Origin of the sequence: Microbacterium sp. CFBP 8794, from assembly GCF_014841235.1 — a bacterium.
Classification (GTDB): domain Bacteria; phylum Actinomycetota; class Actinomycetes; order Actinomycetales; family Microbacteriaceae; genus Microbacterium.
On the sequence record NZ_JACYTT010000007.1, the window covers coordinates 68,502 to 85,846 of the forward strand.

14 protein-coding genes are annotated in these 17,345 nt (G+C 72.4%); 4 read left to right on the plus strand and 10 right to left on the minus strand.

Going from position 1 to position 17,345, the window contains the following annotated elements; translation table 11 throughout:
- Positions 1-13 precede the first annotated feature (13 nt).
- The 10 genes from IFU19_RS16235 to IFU19_RS16280 form a co-directional block, all read right to left on the minus strand.
- Complete coding sequence (locus IFU19_RS16235) at positions 14-2,821, minus strand: FAD-linked oxidase C-terminal domain-containing protein (protein WP_192212209.1); 2,808 nt, start codon at positions 2,819-2,821, stop codon at positions 14-16.
- Positions 2,818-3,816 (minus strand): 1-phosphofructokinase family hexose kinase, encoded by a 999-nt coding sequence (locus IFU19_RS16240; protein WP_192212210.1) that lies wholly within the window; start codon positions 3,814-3,816, stop codon positions 2,818-2,820. Before IFU19_RS16240 ends, IFU19_RS16235 begins: the two co-directional genes overlap by 4 nt.
- A complete protein-coding gene (locus tag IFU19_RS16245; protein ID WP_342343444.1) occupies positions 3,813-4,640 on the minus strand; it encodes a class II fructose-bisphosphate aldolase in 828 nt (275 codons plus the stop codon). The genes IFU19_RS16240 and IFU19_RS16245 overlap by 4 nt, the downstream gene beginning before the upstream one ends.
- A 170-nt stretch (positions 4,641-4,810) precedes the next feature.
- Entirely contained in the window at positions 4,811-5,800 is a 990-nt protein-coding gene (locus tag IFU19_RS16250; RefSeq protein ID WP_192212211.1) for an ABC transporter substrate-binding protein, read from the minus strand.
- A 41-nt stretch (positions 5,801-5,841) separates the two neighbouring features.
- Positions 5,842-6,924 (minus strand): ABC transporter permease, encoded by a 1,083-nt coding sequence (locus IFU19_RS16255; protein ID WP_055939238.1) that lies wholly within the window; start codon positions 6,922-6,924, stop codon positions 5,842-5,844.
- Entirely contained in the window at positions 6,921-7,700 is a 780-nt protein-coding gene (locus IFU19_RS16260) for an ATP-binding cassette domain-containing protein (protein ID WP_192212212.1), read from the minus strand. Before IFU19_RS16260 ends, IFU19_RS16255 begins: the two co-directional genes overlap by 4 nt.
- Positions 7,701-7,702: 2 nt before the next feature.
- Positions 7,703-9,121, minus strand: coding sequence for an FGGY family carbohydrate kinase (locus IFU19_RS16265; protein WP_199858842.1), 1,419 nt, complete (start codon positions 9,119-9,121; stop codon positions 7,703-7,705).
- Complete coding sequence (locus IFU19_RS16270) at positions 9,118-10,158, minus strand: class I mannose-6-phosphate isomerase (RefSeq protein WP_199858843.1); 1,041 nt, start codon at positions 10,156-10,158, stop codon at positions 9,118-9,120. The genes IFU19_RS16265 and IFU19_RS16270 overlap by 4 nt, the downstream gene beginning before the upstream one ends.
- Positions 10,155-11,474: a substrate-binding domain-containing protein gene (locus IFU19_RS16275; protein ID WP_192212213.1), complete on the minus strand. Its 1,320-nt coding sequence runs from the start codon at positions 11,472-11,474 to the stop codon at positions 10,155-10,157. Before IFU19_RS16275 ends, IFU19_RS16270 begins: the two co-directional genes overlap by 4 nt.
- Positions 11,475-11,559: 85 nt before the next feature.
- On the minus strand, positions 11,560-12,558 hold the full coding sequence (locus tag IFU19_RS16280) for an aldose 1-epimerase family protein (protein WP_192212214.1): 999 nt from the start codon (positions 12,556-12,558) through the stop codon (positions 11,560-11,562).
- A 128-nt stretch (positions 12,559-12,686) separates the two neighbouring features.
- On the opposite strand from IFU19_RS16280, the gene IFU19_RS16285 reads away from it, so the two are divergent.
- From IFU19_RS16285 to IFU19_RS16300, 4 genes are all read left to right on the plus strand, one after another.
- Positions 12,687-13,526: a class I fructose-bisphosphate aldolase gene (locus IFU19_RS16285; RefSeq protein WP_191916430.1), complete on the plus strand. Its 840-nt coding sequence runs from the start codon at positions 12,687-12,689 to the stop codon at positions 13,524-13,526.
- Positions 13,523-14,680 carry a Gfo/Idh/MocA family protein gene (locus IFU19_RS16290; RefSeq protein WP_192212215.1) on the plus strand — a complete coding sequence of 386 codons (1,158 nt, stop codon included), beginning with the start codon at positions 13,523-13,525 and terminating at the stop codon, positions 14,678-14,680. Before IFU19_RS16285 ends, IFU19_RS16290 begins: the two co-directional genes overlap by 4 nt.
- Positions 14,681-14,880: 200 nt before the next feature.
- Positions 14,881-15,876, plus strand: coding sequence for a LacI family DNA-binding transcriptional regulator (locus tag IFU19_RS16295; protein ID WP_192212216.1), 996 nt, complete (start codon positions 14,881-14,883; stop codon positions 15,874-15,876).
- A 166-nt stretch (positions 15,877-16,042) separates the two neighbouring features.
- Positions 16,043-17,191 carry a nucleotidyltransferase family protein gene (locus IFU19_RS16300; RefSeq protein WP_192212217.1) on the plus strand — a complete coding sequence of 383 codons (1,149 nt, stop codon included), beginning with the start codon at positions 16,043-16,045 and terminating at the stop codon, positions 17,189-17,191.
- The last annotated feature ends 154 nt before the right edge of the window (positions 17,192-17,345 follow it).

Sequence of the window (17,345 nt, forward strand, 5' to 3'; positions counted from 1 at the left end):
GGGTCCTGACGCCTCACGCACCAGGCCGCGTCGCCCGCTCCAGCAGCTCCAGCACGTGCACGTACGACTCCCCCGTCGCCTTCGTCATGCCCAGCTCGCACGTGCGGTTGCACGAGGCGTACGCGTCGGCGCCCCAGCCGGCGACCTCGGCCGCCTCGGGAGCGGTCGCGGCCTCGGTCAGCTCCGGGTGCAGCATGCCGCGATCGCCCGCATACGCGCAGCAGCCCCACGCGTCGGGAACACGGACCTCGGATGCCACGACCGCACCGATCGCGCGGAGTGCCGGGTCGATGCCCAACTGCGTCGACGAGCAGGTCGGGTGCAGCGCCAGCAGTTCGGCCACCGGTGCCGGGGTGAGACGCGGAAGAAGGGTGGATGCGGTGAAGGCCACGGCATCCATAACCCGGATGCCGTCGTCGCGCAGCGTCGCCGCGAACCCCTCGGTGCAGCTCGACGCGTCGCCCACCACCGGGAGGGCGCCGTCGCGCGTGGCCTCTCGGACGGCCGCACGCACGCGGGCCGACATGGTGGCGTGCCCCTTCGCGTAGCCCTTCGACGACCACGGGGTGCCGCAGCACAGCGCGTCGATGCCGTCGGGGACGACCGCCGAGACCCCGGCGCGCTCCAACAGCCGGGTGAACGCCGCGGTCGCGCCGATGCCCTCGGAGGCGCCGAACATGCTGCCCACGCAGGCCGGCAGGAACACCGCCACGGGCTCCACGCCCGCCGCGCCGACCCGAGACCCCAGCGACCGCCGCGACGCCCCACCGGCGGGAAGCTCCGCCGAGTACCGCGGCATCGTGTCGGCGCCGAGCACCGCGCGGGCGGCATCCGTCACCGTCCGCACGAGCGGCGTGGGCAGCGCCGCGGCGACCGTCAGGGCGGCGGATCCCGCGCGCGTCACCGCTCCCCATCCGGTCGCCGCCGCCGACCATCCCGCGGCCAGCGCGGGGTCGGCATCCTCCCGCCGGAACCGCTTCATCAGCGTCCCGGTGTTGATGAGCACGGGGCAGGCCGTCTGGCACATGCCGTCGACCGCGCAGGTCTGCACGCCGTCGTAGTCGTAGTCGCGATCGAGCTCCGCGACGAGAGCCCCGTCGCCGCGCTCGCGGGCTGCGGTCGACGCCCTCCGCACGACGATCCGCTGGCGCGGCGTCAATGTGAGCGATCGACTCGGGCACACCGGCTCGCAGTATCCACACTCCACGCACCGGTCGGCCTCGGGCTCGATCGACACGGGCGTTTTCAGGTCGCGCATGTGCGCACCGGGGTCGTCGCTGATGATCACGCCCGGGTTCAGGATGCCGCTCGGGTCGAGTAGACGCTTCAGCTCGACCATCACGTCGTACAGTTCGTCGCCGTACTGCCGGCGCACGTACGGCGCCATCGCTCGACCGGTGCCGTGCTCGGCCTTGAGGTTGCCCCCGGCGTCGAGCACCAGGTCGACCATCGCCTCGGTAAACCCCTCGAACCGACCGAGCGCTTTCGCGCCCTCGAAGCGGTCGGTGAGCATGAAGTGAATATTGCCGTCCTTGGCGTGGCCGAAGATCACGCTGTCGGAGTAGCCGAATCGCGCGAACAGCTGCTGCAGCCCTTCGCAGGTGTCGGCGAGACGCGCGACGGGCACGACCACGTCTTCGAGCAGCGCCGTCGTGCCCGAGGGGCGGGCCCCGGCGACCGAGGCGTAGAGACCCTTTCGGAAGGTCCACGCGGCGGCGCGCTGCACCGGGTCACGGGAGAAGACGGCCGCGTCGAGCAGGTCCTCACCGGCGAGCACGCTTGCGCCCGCCCCAGCGAGCTCCCGGAGCGCGGGAGCGTCGTCCGCGTGGTACTCCACGAGCAGCGCCGCCTGCGTGGTGGCCTCGAACCCGTGGATGGCGGCGGGGGTGCCGGCCAGACGCTGTCCGACGCGCAGGGAGGTGGCATCCATCAGCTCCAGCGTCGCCACTCCCGTCGACACCAGGGCGGGAAGAGCGCGGGTGGCCGCGTCGAGCGTGGGGAACACCGCGAGCGTCGTGGCGACGGCCGGGCGGATCGGCACCGTGCGGAACGTCGCCTCGGCGACGAACGCGAGCGTCCCCTCGGATCCCACCGTGAGGTGCGCGAGCAGAGCCGCCGGGGTGTCGAAGTCGAGGAACGCGTTGAGCGCGTAGCCCATGGTGTTCTTCATCGCGAACTGCCGCCGGATGAGCGAGACGCTCACGGCATCGCCGACCACGCGCTCCCGCAGGCGCATCAGCCCTTCGACGAGGGCCGGCTCGCGATCGCGCAGCAACGCGTCGGCGTCGGGGGCGGCCGTGTCGACGACGGTCCCGGATGCCAGCACCAGCACGAGGCCCTCGAGGGTGCGATACGAGTTCTCCTCCGTTCCGCAGGCCATGCCGCTGGAGTTGTTCGCCACGACCCCGCCGATCGTGCACGCCGCTTCGCTCGCCGGATCGGGGCCGAGCCGGTGCCCGTGCCGCAACAGCCTCGCGTTGACCTGGCGCACCGTCGCGCCCGGCTGAGAGCGCACGCGGCGCCCGCCGTCGAGCACGTCGATGCGCCCGAAGCCCTGCCGCACGTCGATCAGCAGCCCCGCTCCCGACGACTGCCCCGACAGGCTGGTGCCGCCCGAGCGGAAGGTCACCGCGGTGGCCGAGGCGGTGGCCGCCCGCAGGATCGCTCCCACCTCGGCCGCGTCGGCGGCGACCACCACGGCATCCGGGGTCAGTAGGTAATGGGAGGCGTCGGTGGCGTAGGCGACCCGGTCGATCGCGCGCGTGCGGACGCGCGACACGTCGGCGACCGCCGCGGTGATCTCGGGAGCGAGGACGCTCACGCGTCGCCCTCCGGGTTCAGGGCGCGAGTGAGGTCGGGCTCGGTGTCGACGAGGGCCCGGATGCCCTGGGGCGGTCCCGCGACGAGGGTCGACGCGTGCGCCACCGCATGGGCTCCCCACTCCGCGGCCGAGGCTGCGGCGACCGCGAGCGAATCGGCGCCGGCCGCCGCCGCGGCGGGCGCGCGGGTGAGACCGAGCAGGAACCCCGCCAGGGCGGCATCCCCCGCCCCCGCCGTGTTGGCGACGTGCGGGGCCTCGGCGCGGGCGAAGACCACCCGCTGATCGGTGACGGCGAGCAGGCCGTCGGCGCCCATGCTCGCCAGCACGATGCCCACGCCGCGCGCGACGATCTCGCGCGCGGCAGTGACGACGTCGCCCAGGGTGGTGAGGGGGCGCCCGACCGCAGCGGACAGCTCGTCGACGTTCGGGGTGAGCAGGTCGATGCCGGCGGGGTCGGCGAGCAGCGCGTCGAGCGCGGCTCCGCTGGTGTCGACGGCCACGCGGGCACCGCGCTCGCGGGCCGCCGCGCGGATGGCGGTGAGGTCGACGAGGGCGTGGGTTCCCGCGAGCTCCGGGAGGCTGCCCGAGATGACGAGCCAGGGCTGCTCCCGCGCGGCGAGCTCGTCGCGCACGGCCGACACCGTGGCATCCCACGCCTCCGCCGACAGCGGCGGGGTGGGGGCGTTCACCTTGGTGGTCGCTCCGTCGGCGTCGACGATCGACGTGTTCACGCGTGTCGCGCCGGGAACCTCGACGATGCGCAGCAGGGGGGCGGTGAGTCCGCAGCGCGCGAAGCGCACGTCGTCGGCGCCGAGCACCACGACGGCGGCCGTGGGCGCGCCGCCCGCGGCGAGGGCGGCCGAGACGTTGACACCCTTGCCGCTCACCTCGCGCGTGTAGCTGTCGGCGCGGGCGAAGGCGCCGCGGCGCAGGATGCCGACGCGGTAGGTCGCGTCGATGGCCCCCGCCGCGGTGAGGGTGACGATGCCGGTCATGCGGTGCGTCCGGTGATGACGTCGAGCAGTCGATGCACTTCGCCCGCGACCGCCGCGCGGCCCGGGGCGAGCCAGCGGCGCGGGTCGATGGCATCCGGGTCGCGGTCGAGCTCCGCGCGCACCGCCGAGGTCAGCACCTGGTTCAGGTGCGTGCCGATGTTGACCTTGCGCACCCCCGCGCGCACGGCGCCGTCGATCCCGGCGTCGGCGACGCCGCTGGAGCCGTGCAGCACGAGGGGCACGGACAGGGCGGCCGAGAGGTCGGCGATCAGGGCTTCGTCGAGCCGCGCCGTGCGCTCGCGCATGGCGTGCTCACTACCGACCGCGACGGCGAGGGCGTCGACGCCGGTCTCGCCGACGAAGCGCACGGCCTCGGCGAGGTCGGTGCGGACGCCCGGTGCGTGCGCGCCCTTGCCCCCGATCTCGCCCAACTCGGCCTCGACCCAGGCGTCCACGGCGTGCACGCGTGCAGCGACGGCGGCGGTGCGGTCGAGGTTCTCGGCATCCGGCAGGTGGGCCGCGTCGAACATGACCGACCGGATGCCGACGGCCAACGCCTCGTCGACGAGCGACTCGTCGGTGGCGTGGTCGAGGTGAACGACGACGGGCACCCGGGCGGCCTCGGCCAGCCGCAGTGCAGCGGACGCCGCCGGGGCGAGCCCCCCGTGGAACGCGATGGCGTTCTGCGACAGCTGGAGGATCACGCCACAGTCGGCGGCTTCGGCCCCGGCGACGATGGCCTCGGCGACCTCGAGGGTGATGAAGTTGAAGGCCCCGACCGCGCGGTGCGCGGCGAGCAGTTCGGGCATGTCGGCCAGCGGCACGGCGGTGTCTTTCTCGTCGGTGGTGATCGGCGGCGCTTCGCGCGCGCGTGAGTCGCCAGCAGGTGTCGCCGACGTGGTGTCCGAAGCGACGAAGTGTGGCGACTCACGCGAAGAGCGGAGGGGGATGCCGGGACCCCCACGCGGATGTGGGGGCCCCGGCATCCGGGGTGTCAGCAGCTGGACTTGTAGACCGCGTCCTTGCCGTCGGTGGTGATGTTGTCCTTCGTCAGGATGGTGAAGCCGGTCTGGATCTTCTCCTCCGTCGCTTCGCCCTTGAGGGCGGCGATGGCCTGCTTGACACCGTCGGAGCCGATGGTGGCGGGCTCCTGCGCGACGAGGGCCTGGACCGTGCCGGCCTGGAGGGCCTTGACCTGGGCGGGGCCGGCATCGAAGCCGACGATGGTGACAGCGCCCTGCTTACCGGCCTGCTGCACACCGGTGGCGGAGCCCTCGGCGGCGAACAGGTTGGCGGCGAAGATGCCCACGATGTCGGGGTCCTTCTGCAGCGCGGCGGTCACGATCTCGGCCGCCGTGGAGGGCTCGTTGTGCGAGTACTGCACCCCCACCGACTCGAACTTCGAGTCCTTCGCAACCGCGTCCTCGAAGCCCTTCGCTCGGGCGTCCGTGGTCGAGATGCCGGGGTCGACCGAGACGACGAGCACCTTGCCGCCGTTCGGGTTGGCCTCCTGAATGGCTTCGAACGCGGCCGCTCCGCCGCCCTCGTTGTCGGACGAGATCTGCGAGACCGCGCCCGAGGGGTCCTCCAGCGTCGTGTCGACGAGCACGACCTTGATGCCCGCCGCCTCCGCCGCCGCGATCGGCGCCTGCATGGCCGACACGTCGGTCGGGGCGATGAGCAGCGCGTCGGGCTTCGACGCGACGATCGCGTCGACGATCGGCTTCTGCAGGGTGGGGTCGAACTTCTCGGGACCCTGGGTGGTGACGGTGGCGCCTTCCTTGGCGGCTTCGTCCTGGATGCCGCACTGCATGGAGATGTAGAACTCATCCCCCGCGACGCCCTGCACGAACGCGATCTTGTACCCGCCCTCCGCGCCGCCCGACGCGGAGCCCGACGAGGCTCCGCCGGAGCACCCGGCGAGGACGAGGGTGGCTGCGGCGCCGAGGGTGGCGAACGCGAGAACCTTGCTGTTCCACTTCATTGTGATGACCGTTCTCTCTTGGTGGGGTCGGATGCCGGGCTTCAGCTGCGGCGTCCTCCGCTGACGAACTTTCGCCAGAGGCTTTGGGTGTTGCCGCGGGTGGCGGCGGTGCGGCGTACCTGGTCGACGTAGACGGCGGTGATCAGCACCGCGCCGACGGCGACCTGCTGCCAGAAGGGCTGGACGCCGGTGATGACGAATCCGTTCTGCAGCACGGCGGGGATGAAGAGGCCGACGACGGTGCCGAAGATCGTGCCGACACCGCCGAACAGGGACGTCCCGCCGATGACGACGGCGGCGATGACGTTGAGGTTGGTCTGCGACTGTCCCGCGATGGCGGTGGTCGAGAACTGTGAGAGGGCGAGGATGCCGGCGAGGCCCGCGAGTGCTCCCGACAGGGTGTAGACCGAGATGAGGTGGCGGTCGACTTTCACGCCCACGCGGCGGGCGGCGAGCTCGCTGGAGCCGACGGCGTAGGTGTAGAGACCGAACTTGGTGAAGTGCAGCACGATCGCCCCGATCACCACGACGACGAGGGCGATGACGCTGATGATCGGCAACGACCCGAACACGTTGCCGTACCCGATCGACACGGTCAGCACGGTGGGCACGTCGCGCACGTCGACACCGCCGGTGAGGATCTGCGCGAGGCCCAGGGCCATGCCGAGCGAGCCGAGCGTCACGATGAGCGGCGGGATCTTGGCTTTGGCGATGAGGAAGCCGTTCAGCAGCCCCCAGCAGACGCCGCTGAGGATCGACACCAGGATGCCGATCGTGGCAACGCCCCACCCTTCACCGCCGAGGGCGCGCATCACGAGGGCCGAGACGACGCCGGAAAACACGAGCACCGAGCCGATGGAGAGGTCGATGCCGGAGGTGATGATGATGTACGTCATGCCGACGCCGAGGACGGCGAGGATCGAGGCGTTTTGGATGATGAGGCGGAAGTTGGACCACTGGGCGAACGAGTCCGGCGCCAGGGCGCTGAAGATCAGCACGATGACGATGAGGATGATGAGGATCTGGAAGGCCTGCGCCTTCAGCAAACCGACGAAGAAGTTCGGTTTCGAATCGTCGAACGTGCCGATCGCGACGGTCTCCGTCGGAGGTGTCGTGGTGCTCATTTCTGGTCGTCCTTCGTGACGGCGCCGGTCATGAGCCCGACGAGTTCTTCCATGGAGGTCTGTTTCGCGTCGATGTTCGCCACGCGAGTCCCCAGGCGCAGCACCTGGATGCGGTCGCACACCTCCATCACGTGCGGCATGGAATGCGAGATCAACACCACCGCGATGCCCTTGTCCCGCACCCGCCGGATCGTCTCGAGCACGTTCTTCGTCTGACGCACACCGAGAGCAGCGGTGGGTTCGTCGAGGAACACCAGACGCCCCGCCCAATGCACCGCACGAGCGATCGCGATCGCCTGCCGCTGCCCACCCGACATCTCCCCCACCGGCGACGTGAGCGAACGCACCGTCGCGCCGAGCTCATCGAACGCCGCCCGGGAGGCGACGGCCATGTCCTTCGTCTTCATGAACCCCAGCGCACCCGCCAAACCCGGGCGACGGAGCTCGCGGCCCAGGTACATGTTCTGCACCGGATCGAGATGCGGCGCCAAGGCCAGGTCCTGGTACACGGTCTCGATTCCCAACGCCGACGCGACCTGCGGGTTCGACATCTCGATCGGCTGCCCGTCGAAGAGGATCTCGCCCTCGTCGACGGCGAGATTGCCCGACAAGGCCTTCACCAGCGTCGACTTCCCCGCACCGTTGTCACCGATGAGCGCGCTGACCTCCCCCGGATAGACCTCGAAATCCACATTGCTCAACGCCCGGACGGATCCGAACTGCCGCGACAGTCCCCGCGCCTGCAGCACGGGAACGGCGGTGGTGACTGACGACATCGTCAGCTCCTTTCGTTGGTGAGAAGAGGGCTCTCGTCCGCGACGAGAGAAGAAGAGAGGAACGCCTCGGCGACGTCCTCGAAGGACCGGGATGCCGCGTCGGCGGCGAACGCGGCGAACAGCGCCGCGCCGTACGCGGTGCCCTCGTCGTGGGTCGAGACGGTGACCTCGGGCAGCAGCGCCGAGCGCGAGCGCACGACGGACGCCATGGTCGACCAGCCGCCGGTGAGCACCGTCGAGGTGGGCGGTGCGACTTCGCGGTCCATCACCGCCATGCACTCCGCGAGCATCTCGTTGCCGTGGCGCAGGCTGGCCGCGAACAGTTCGGCAGGGCTGAGTCCGTCGCTCTGCGCGACGATCCTGAGCACGCCGTCGTCGTTGCGGGCGCCCGACACCTCGAGACCGCCGTCGGCGAGCGTGCCGTCGACGGGAAGAGCCACGGCCGCGTCGTCGATGACCGCGCGCCCCGTGGCATCCGTGATCCCGAGCAGCTGCAGCACCCGCCGCATGAGCAGTCCCGACTTGGTGCCCGCGAGCAGCACGTACTTGCCCGGTATGACGTGGCGCACGCAGTTGATACCGGCGTGGGCGAGACGCTCGCGTGCGGCGAAGGGAAGGGTGTCGTCGAGCACGCGCACGAGCGCTTCGGCGGTGCCCATCGAGTCGTACAGCTGTCGCGTGTGAGTGGCGCCGACGGCGACGGCCGAGACGAGGTGGTCGTGCCCCGCGATGGTGAGGGCGGCGCCCCGGAAGCCCGCGGGCATGGCCGGGTCGCTCAGCGTGCCGACCGCCTCGCCGGCGCTGACGCGAGCGCCGAGGATCGTCTCATCCACCCCGAGCACGTCGAGCGCCGCCTGCCAGGGGGTGCTGTCGTCCTGGTCGATGAGTCCGGTGCGCGAGACGAGCGAGTACTCCGCCACGCGGGGGCCGCCGAGCGCGTGCACGACGAACTCCGGAACGTTGAGGAAGGTGGTCCCGGCGAGCGCGATCCCGCGATCCCGCAGGTGCAGGAGCTTGGCGATGGATGCCAGGGGCCCGACCGGCAGCCCCGTGCGGCCGGGGAACTCGGCGCGGAACGCGTCGGGGGTCGCCGCGATCTGAGCGGCGCCGCGCGGGTCGAACCACGCCATGATCGGCGCGAGCGCGGTGCCGTCGGCGTCGAGCAGCACCCCCGCCTCGGCCATGCCCGACACCCCGAGGGCGACGATGCGATAGCCCGCGTCGAGGCGTTGGTCGGCCTCGGCCGCGAGCTCGCGGACAACGGCGATGGCGCGGTCGGCGGGCATCTCGGCCTGACCGTGGTCGAGGTTGGTCCAGGGTGAGCGGCGGCTCACGACGAGCACCTGGCGCCCGTCTGGGGTGGCGACCAGCAGCTTGGTGCTGGTGCTTCCCATGTCGATGCCGACGACGTAGTCGCTCACCGCACTCCCCCGCCGCGCAGGGTCCCGGGCCAGCCGGCGCCGGGGGCGGCGACGAGCACATCGGCCTCGCCCGCCAGGCGCCAGGCGCCGAAGGCGTGCGGGACGGCGTAGACCTGTCCGCGCTCGACGTCGACCGAGCCCGCGTCCGACACCAACGCGCCGGACCCTTCGCGCACCAGCACCACCGCGAAACCGGCTTCACGGGCGGCGGTCTCGCCCGCCGCGTCGAACAGGCGGAAGTACGGGTCGGCGGCGGCGGGCAGCAGCGAGCGGAAGTCGTTCCCCGCCGGCGTCGTGCCGGCCGTGCTGATCAGGGCGTCGAGGGCTGCGGCATCCAGCTTCTCGGTCGACACGGCGGGCATGACGGCGTCGAAGCCCAGGTCGAGGTGCGATTCGTCGCGGGTCGAGGTCGTGACCGACCACTCGAGCAGGATCGAGAAGTCGGTGGGCTCCTGCACCTCGGCGACGAAGATCCCGCCGTCGATCGCGTGCACGGTGCCGGCGGGCACGAGCACGCCCATCCCGGGGCTGACGACCACGCGGTTCATCCGCGAGAGCATCCACTCGCTGTCCTGCGCGTCGCGGCGGCGGTCGAGCTCGTCGCGGTCGACGGCCTGGTTCCACCCGACGTGCACGGCGCAGTCGTCCTCGGTCTCGAGCACGTACCAGGCCTCGGTCTTGCCGTACGGGCAGTCGAGGTGCCCGCGCGCGAACTCGCGGTCGGGGTGCACGTGCACGGGAAGACGCTGGCGCGCATCGAGCAGCTTGACCAGGATGCCGAGATCCGCGGCGTCGCGTCCGCCGCGGGCCCCCACCCACGCGGCGCGGTCGGCCGTGACAAGGTCGCGCAGGAACGCGCCGTCCTCGGCGATCGCGAGGCCGATGGTGTCGGAGCCGAAGCGCGAGACGGTCGAGCCGAGCCACTCCTCGGGCTGGCGGTCGGTCTCGGGCACGATGCCGCGGAGGGCCGCGATGCGGTCACCGCCGAGGTAGAAGTGCTGCACGGGGTTCGGGGGCAACAGGACGGGCTTCATCACGAGGCTCCGATCGGTTCGGAGGACGACACGGCGGCGACGCCGGAGGTCTCGGTGCGGGCGAGGGCGAAGGCCGTCGCCACGAGCGCCGCGGCGGGCTCGATCACGGCGACGGAGAGGGGGGCGGCCTCGGGCGGGGCGGGCTGCCCGGCCGACGCCGACGGGGCGGGCTCCCCGGCAGGCGCCGAGGGCCCGGCGGACGCGGGCTGCGCGACGGACGCCCCCTCCGCGGCGACGGCGCCCACCGGCGCGGCGACGGCGGGCAGGGATCCGGCGCCGACGCCGACCTCGCCCGATCCCCGCGGGACGAGGCGGGTCGGCACGACGATGCGCGCGGGACCCTCGTCGGGACGCGCGGCGCGCTGCCGCAGCAGGCGGAACGCCGCGACCGCGAGCAGGCGCGGGTCGTGGTCGACGTAGGTGATCGCCGGCTCCAGCACCTCGGCGAGGGTGAAGTCGCCGAACGAGATGAGCGCCGGCATGCGCAGGCCCTTCGCGCGGATCGCCCGGACCGTTCCGATCGCCGCGAGGCTGGTCGCGCAGAGCAGCGCGGTGGGGGCGTCGCCGCGTTCGAACAGGCGCGAGGCCTCGGCGGCCTCGCCTCGGCCGAAGCGCTCGTGGGTGACGACGAGCGAGGGGTCGAACGGCAGACCCGCCGCTTTCAGAGCCGAGCGGTAGCCGGCCAGGCGATCGTCGACCGTGGGATAGGGCACGTCCTCGCCCATGAAGGCGATCCGACGGTGCCCGTGGGCGACGAGGGCGGCGGTGGCCTCGGCGGCGGCGCCGAAGTCGTCGATCACGACGGCGTCGATACCCGGGCGCGAGCGGTCGATGCAGACGACCGGAAAGCGGGTGCGCAGCCCCGCGAGGGTCGCGGCGTCCACGGCGACGGGCGCGACGATGAGGCCCGCGAGGCGGTGCCCGGTGAGGCGGTCGAGCTGGGTGCGCTCGTGGGCGGCGTCGTAGCCGGTGCTGGCGAAGATGACGCTGAGTCCCTCGGCGACGGCGAGCTCTTCGACGACGCTGACGAACGCGGCGAAGAACGGGTCGCTGATCGCGTCGATCAGAATGCCGATCGTGTCGGCGTCGCGCCGCTTGAGTTCCCGAGCGCTGCGGTCGGGGACGAAGCCCAGTTCGCGCACGGCCCACAGCACGCGATCGCGGGTGGCGGGCAGCACGCCGGCTTCGTCGTTGACGACACGGGACACCGTCTTGGGGCTGACCCCCGCGGCCGTGGCGACGTCGATGAGTCGGGCGCGCGGCCGGGGCGCCATGGCCTCGGTGGCCGCCGTGGCGGCCGGTCGCTCGTCGTGCGTCATCGCATCTCCGACATCGTTGTCATGGGGGACGAAACCCTCGGGCGGGCTGCGCTGGAGTCAGCATGAGCCCGATGGGACAACGTTGTCAAGTCACGGAAGCATCTCGGATGACAGCGATGTCGAGACCGAGCTCCCACGAGGCTCCGGGGGCGAGTGCGCGCAGCAGCCCCCTCGCCCGCGCGTCGCCGCGACCGAGGATCGTCGCGGCCGTCGCCGGCTCCACCCCGAGCACCACCCCGCCCTCCTGCGCCACGCGCCACTGGAACATCCCCGGCAGCACCGAGGTGTCGAACGAGATCCGGATGCCGAGCCCCGACGGCGCGATCACCTCGGCGCTCACCCGACGGTCGGTCGGCAGGTCGTGCGCGAACACCTGCTCGGGGTAGTGCGCGACGGGTTCGGGGAACTCCGCCCACGACGACAGTCCCGCCTCGGCCGCGGCGTCGCGCGGCCGCACCCCCGTGGCGGGAGAGCGCAGCACCGAGCCCGTCGCCACCAGCGGCCAGCCGAGGTTGACGTGGTACAGCACCATGGGCTCCACCTCGCGGGAGCCGCGGTTGACGATCTCGTCGCGCAGCTCGATCCGCCCCTCACCGAGCGGAACCCGCACGCTCCGCCGCAGCTCCAGATGGGCGCCGAGCACCGTGGCTTCCACGACGACCGCCTCGACCACCACGGCGTCCGGGGTCACCTCGGCCCGGGTGACGGATGCCGAGAGCCCGCTGTACCGCCCGTGCTGGGGGTGCTCCCCCTCGGCGTCGACCGACGGCGGGCCGAACGACAGCAGGCCGCAGGTCGTGACGAGACCTCCCCCGAACGAGGCGCCGAAGCCCCCCGCTCCCGGCCGCGGCCAGCCCGTGGGCGACACCCAGGCGAGCGGCACACCACGGTGACGCATCTGACCGAGATCGAGGCCGCGGTCGGGCAGCAGCTCGACCTCGAGGTCGCCCGCGATCACGCGCAGGCGCCGGGTTCCGGCATCCGGTCCGTCGGTGCGCACCGATGCCTCCACGCTCGCGACCTGCGCCGCGCACCCCGCCCTGCGGCGCGCCTCGTCGATCGTCGATCCGTACAGCTCGCCCATGAGCCCCGCCTTCCTCGCCGTTGCGCGGCCCACGTTAGCAGTCGTTGACAACGTTGTCTCACGCCCCGCATACTGACGGTCGAGCGCAGAGCCGCGCCCCGACCCGACGTCTCGGAGACCCACACCCCATGTCGAAACCCCGCCTCCACCGCCTCTTCAACGCGACCTCCGGCCGCGCGCTCGACGTCGCCGTCGACCACGGCGCGTTCCACGAACACGGCTTCCTCACCGGTATCGAAGACATGGCCGCCACCGTCGCGACGCTCGTCGAAGCCGGCCCCGACGCTGTGCAGCTCACGCTCGGCCAGGCTCCGCTGCTGCAGAGCGTCCCCGGCAAGCAGAAGCCCGGTCTGGTGCTGCGCACCGACATCGCCAACGTGTACGGCGACCCGCTCGAATCCCCCCTGCACAGCATCCACGTGCCCGACGCGATCGAGGTCGCCGTGCGCCTCGACGCCGTCGCCGTGTGCGTGAACCTGCTCGATCTGCCCGGGGAACCCCAGGTGCGCGAGCAGTGCATCCGGTCGATCCTGGCTCTTCGCACCGACGCCGAGCGGTACGGGATGCCGCTGATGATCGAGCCCCTCGTCATGCAGACCAAGCCCGGCAGCGGCGGGTACGGCGTCGACGGCGACACCGCCAAGATCGTCACCCTCGTGCGTCAGGCACGCGAGCTCGGCGCCGACCTCATCAAGGCCGACCCCACCGACGACATCACCGAATACCACCGGGTGATCCAGGCCGCCGGGGACACCCCCCTGCTGGTCCGCGGCGGGGGACGCGTCGACGACCGCACTCTTCTGGAGCGCACGCGCGCCGTGCTCGAGCAGGGCGCCCGCGGCATCGTCTACGGCCGCAACGTCATCCAGCATCGCGACCCGGCCGGCATCACCGCGGCCCTCATGGCCGTCGTGCACGACGACGCCTCGGTCGACGAGGCCCTGAGCCTGATCGGCGGTGCCGCATGACCGGCAAGAAGGTGGGCATCGGCATCATCGGCGGAGGGCTGATGGGCCGCGAGATCGCCGCGGCGCTGCGCCGCTGGCCGGCCCTCATCGACCACCCCGTCGAGCCCGAGCTCGTGGCCGTCTGCGACATCAACCCCGCGGCGCTCGAGTTCTTCGAGCGCATCGACACCGTGCAACTGACCACGACCGACCACCACGAGCTGCTCGCCGACCCCCGCGTCGACGTCGTCTACATCGCGGTGCGCCACGACCTGCACGAGCGGTTGTACGTCGACACCATCCGCGCGGGCAAGGCCCTGCTCGCCGAGAAGCCGTTCGGCATCGACCGGGCCGCCGCCGACGCGGTCGTCGCCGCCATCGCGGAGAACCCCGTGTCGTTCGTGCGGGTCTCGAGCGAGATGCCGTTCTTCCCCGGCGCCCAGTGGGCCGTCGACTACGTGCGCTCGGGAGCCCTGGGCCGCATCGTCGAGGCGAACTGCTCGTTCCTGCACGCCAGTGACATCGACGTGGACAAGCCGTTGAACTGGAAGCGGCAGAAGCAGTTCTGCGGCGACGCGGGCGTGCTCAACGACCTCGGCATGCACACCTGGCACGTGCCGCTGCGCCTGGGGTGGACGCCCGAGAAGGTGGTCGGCATCCTGCAGGACATCGTCACCGAGCGCCCCGGTCCCGACGGCACCCCGCAGCCGTGCGACACCTGGGACAACGCCGTCATCCACTCCTGGGCCCGCCACGACGGCGCCCCCTTCCCGCTCACCACCCAGACCAAGCGCATCGCGCCGGGTCAGAAGAACACGTGGGAGTTCGAGGCCATCGGCATGTCGGGCGGCGTGCGCTTCAGCACCAAGAACCCCAAGCAGGTCGAGGTCTTCGCCGTCATCGACGTTCCCGGCGTCGGGCGAGAGCAGAGCTGGCAGAAGATCGACGCGGGCAGCCAGTCGGTGTGGCCCACGGTCACCGGAGCCAACTTCGAGTCCGGCTTCTCGGATGCCATCCTGCAGATGTGGGCGGCCTTCCTCGCCGAGTACGTGGGCGAGCTCGGCGACGGCTTCGGCTGCGTCCGCCCCGACGAGGCCGCACTGACGCACCGGCTCTTCGCCGCCGCCATCGCCTCGCACGAGACCGGCACGCTCGTCGCTCCGAGCTCTGTCTGACCTGCTCCCGCCAAACCCGTCGAGTGTCCAGGACTCGCCGCATCCGTCGCGCTGGCAGCGGCGTGTCTCGGACACTCGACGGGCACATCAGCCCCCGCCGACGCGCGGATCCCGAAGTCGGCCCGCCCGGATCCCGAAGTCGGCCTGCCCGGGTCCCTATGCTCGGAGGATGCCGTGCCCGACGGCATCCGAGGAGACTCATGCGCAAGACCGGCCGCCCCACGATGGTCGACGTGGCCGCCGACGCGGGCGTGAGTCTCAAGACCGTCTCGCGCGTCATCAACGGCGAACCGAACGTCGACCCCGCGATGACCGAGCGGGTTCAGTCGGCCGTCGCGCGTCTCGGCTACCACCGCAACGCCCTCGCCGCGAGCCTGCGCTCCGGCAACCGCGACACCGTGGGCTTCATCGCGGCCGACCTGTCGAACACCTTCTACATGGCCGTCGCCGCCGCCGTCTCGACCGTCGCGGCCCGCGAACGCATGCACCTGGTCATGGCCTCCAGCGAAGAGGACGCCGACACCGAGCGCACCCTCGCCCTCGACCTGTGCCAGCGTCAGGTCGGCGGACTCATCGTCGTGCCCACGGCCGACGACCACTCCTATCTGCGGCGCGAGGTCGAGCTCGGCACTCCGGTCGTCTTCCTCGACCGTCCCGGCAGCGGTGTGCCCGCCGACGCGATCCTGCTCGACAACCGCGGCGGGGCGCGCGCCGCCGTCGCCGAACTGCTCGAGGCCGGACACCGTCGCATCGCCGTCCTGATGGACGCCCGCGGGATCTATACGATGGCCGAGCGCTGGGCGGGGGTCCACGAAGCCTTCCGCGCCGCGGGACGCGAGCCCGATCCCGCGATGGTCGTCGACGGCCTCCACACCCCGGCGGTCGCCCGCGAGGCGATGCAGCGCCTGCTCGACCTCGACGATCCGCCCACGGCCGTGTTCTGCGCGAACAACCGCGTCACCATCGGCGCGCTCGAGGCCATCCTGCCCCGCGGAGCAGACGTCGCCATCGCCGGCTTCGACGACTTCGAACTCTCACGTCTGCTCCCCCGGCGCATACGGATCGTCGACTACGACGTGGCAGACCTCGGCACGCGCGCGGCCGAGACGCTCCTCGCCCGCAGGGCCTCTCCCGCGACCGGGCCGCACACGCACCTGGTTCCGACGCGTCTGGTGGACCGGGGCGGCGTGCGCTGAGTCGACGCGCCTCGCGCACGTGCCGTGGCTAGGGAACGCGCGTCGCGGGTGATGTCGCGGACGAACTTCTCGTCGCCGTCCGACGGCGGAGGGCGCACATCGATCCGCGCGCGCCGCGGCACGCGGAAGAGTGAGAGATCGCCCACCACCCACCCGGGAGCGATGCATGAGTTCTTCCCCGCCCGCCGACGGGTGGTTCGCGATCGCCCACGGCGCCCTCGACGTGCGGGGGTCGGCCCTGTTCGACGCCGGTGCCGAGATCCTGATGGTCCCGACCGACCCCGGTGATGCCCTGTGCCTGGTGGGCGCGGGCGCCGCCCTCTGGCGTCGACTGATCGAGCGGGCCCCCGTCGGCGACGGCGATCTCGAGCCGGGGGAGCGCGAGATGCTGGCCCAGATGAGCGTCGCGGGCCTCGTCTCCCGCGATCCCTCCCACCCCGCGCGAGTGCTCCGGCTCGACCCGCCGACGCTGTCGTCGCCGCTGCACGAGCTCGTCTACGCCCTGACAGCCCGCGTGGCCGCGCAGCACGGCATCCCCTGCGTGTTCACGAAGGGCCCGGCGCTCTTCCTCCAGGGGTTGCGCGAGCGCGAGCACTCCGGCGACGTCGACGTGTGGTGCGACCCGGCGCAGGGCGACATCCTGGCCGCGGCCCTCGAGCCGTGGGGGTGGTCGCGCGAGCCCGATCCGTGGCGCGGCACCTCGGTGCACCACACCGCCACCATGACGCCACACGGCTGGGGCTGCGAGATCGACGTGCATCGCCGCTTCCCCGGGCTCACCCTCGCCGACGCCGACGCTCTCGCGATCGTGCTCCGCGACGCCGAGCCGATGCGCTTCGCCGGCGTCGAGATCCGGGTGCCGCGCGCCGACACGCACGCCGTCCTCGCCGCCGTGCACGCCGTGCGCCCCGTCATCGGGGCGGGACCGCGCACGCGGGCGACGTCCGACACGGCCGCCCTGCTGCTCGCCCGGGCACCCGGTTCCCTCGATCGCGCGCGCGAGCTCGGCGCGGTCGGCGTGCTGCGCGACGAGCTCGCCCCCCTGGCTCCCTCGGGGTCGCTCGACGGCGACCACGGCGTCCCGCGCGACTGGGCCTGGCGCGCCGAGTCCAGCCGGGCCCGCGCCTACTGGGCGGCGCTTCGGGGCGAGCCCCCGACGACGCGGGCGCGTCTGCTGCTGCGCTTCGTCTGGCCGCCCGACGACATCGCGCTCGCCTCGGCCCGCCGCGCGGGTGAGGCCACCGACGACCCCGACCGGGCGCGCCGCCGGCGCGTGGTGCGGGGCCTGCGCGAATGGCTCCGCGCGCGCGGGTGACGACGCGCCCGGCGTCGAGGGGTGAGGAGCAGCGTGAACGAACGGTGAGCACCGCCGCCGCGCGTATCCCCCTCCGCCGACGAACCGGGCGCGGCCCGCGCTTCACCCGGGTGCTCACCTTTCGGGGCGCGCGAACCGCGGCGAGCGCGGCGCC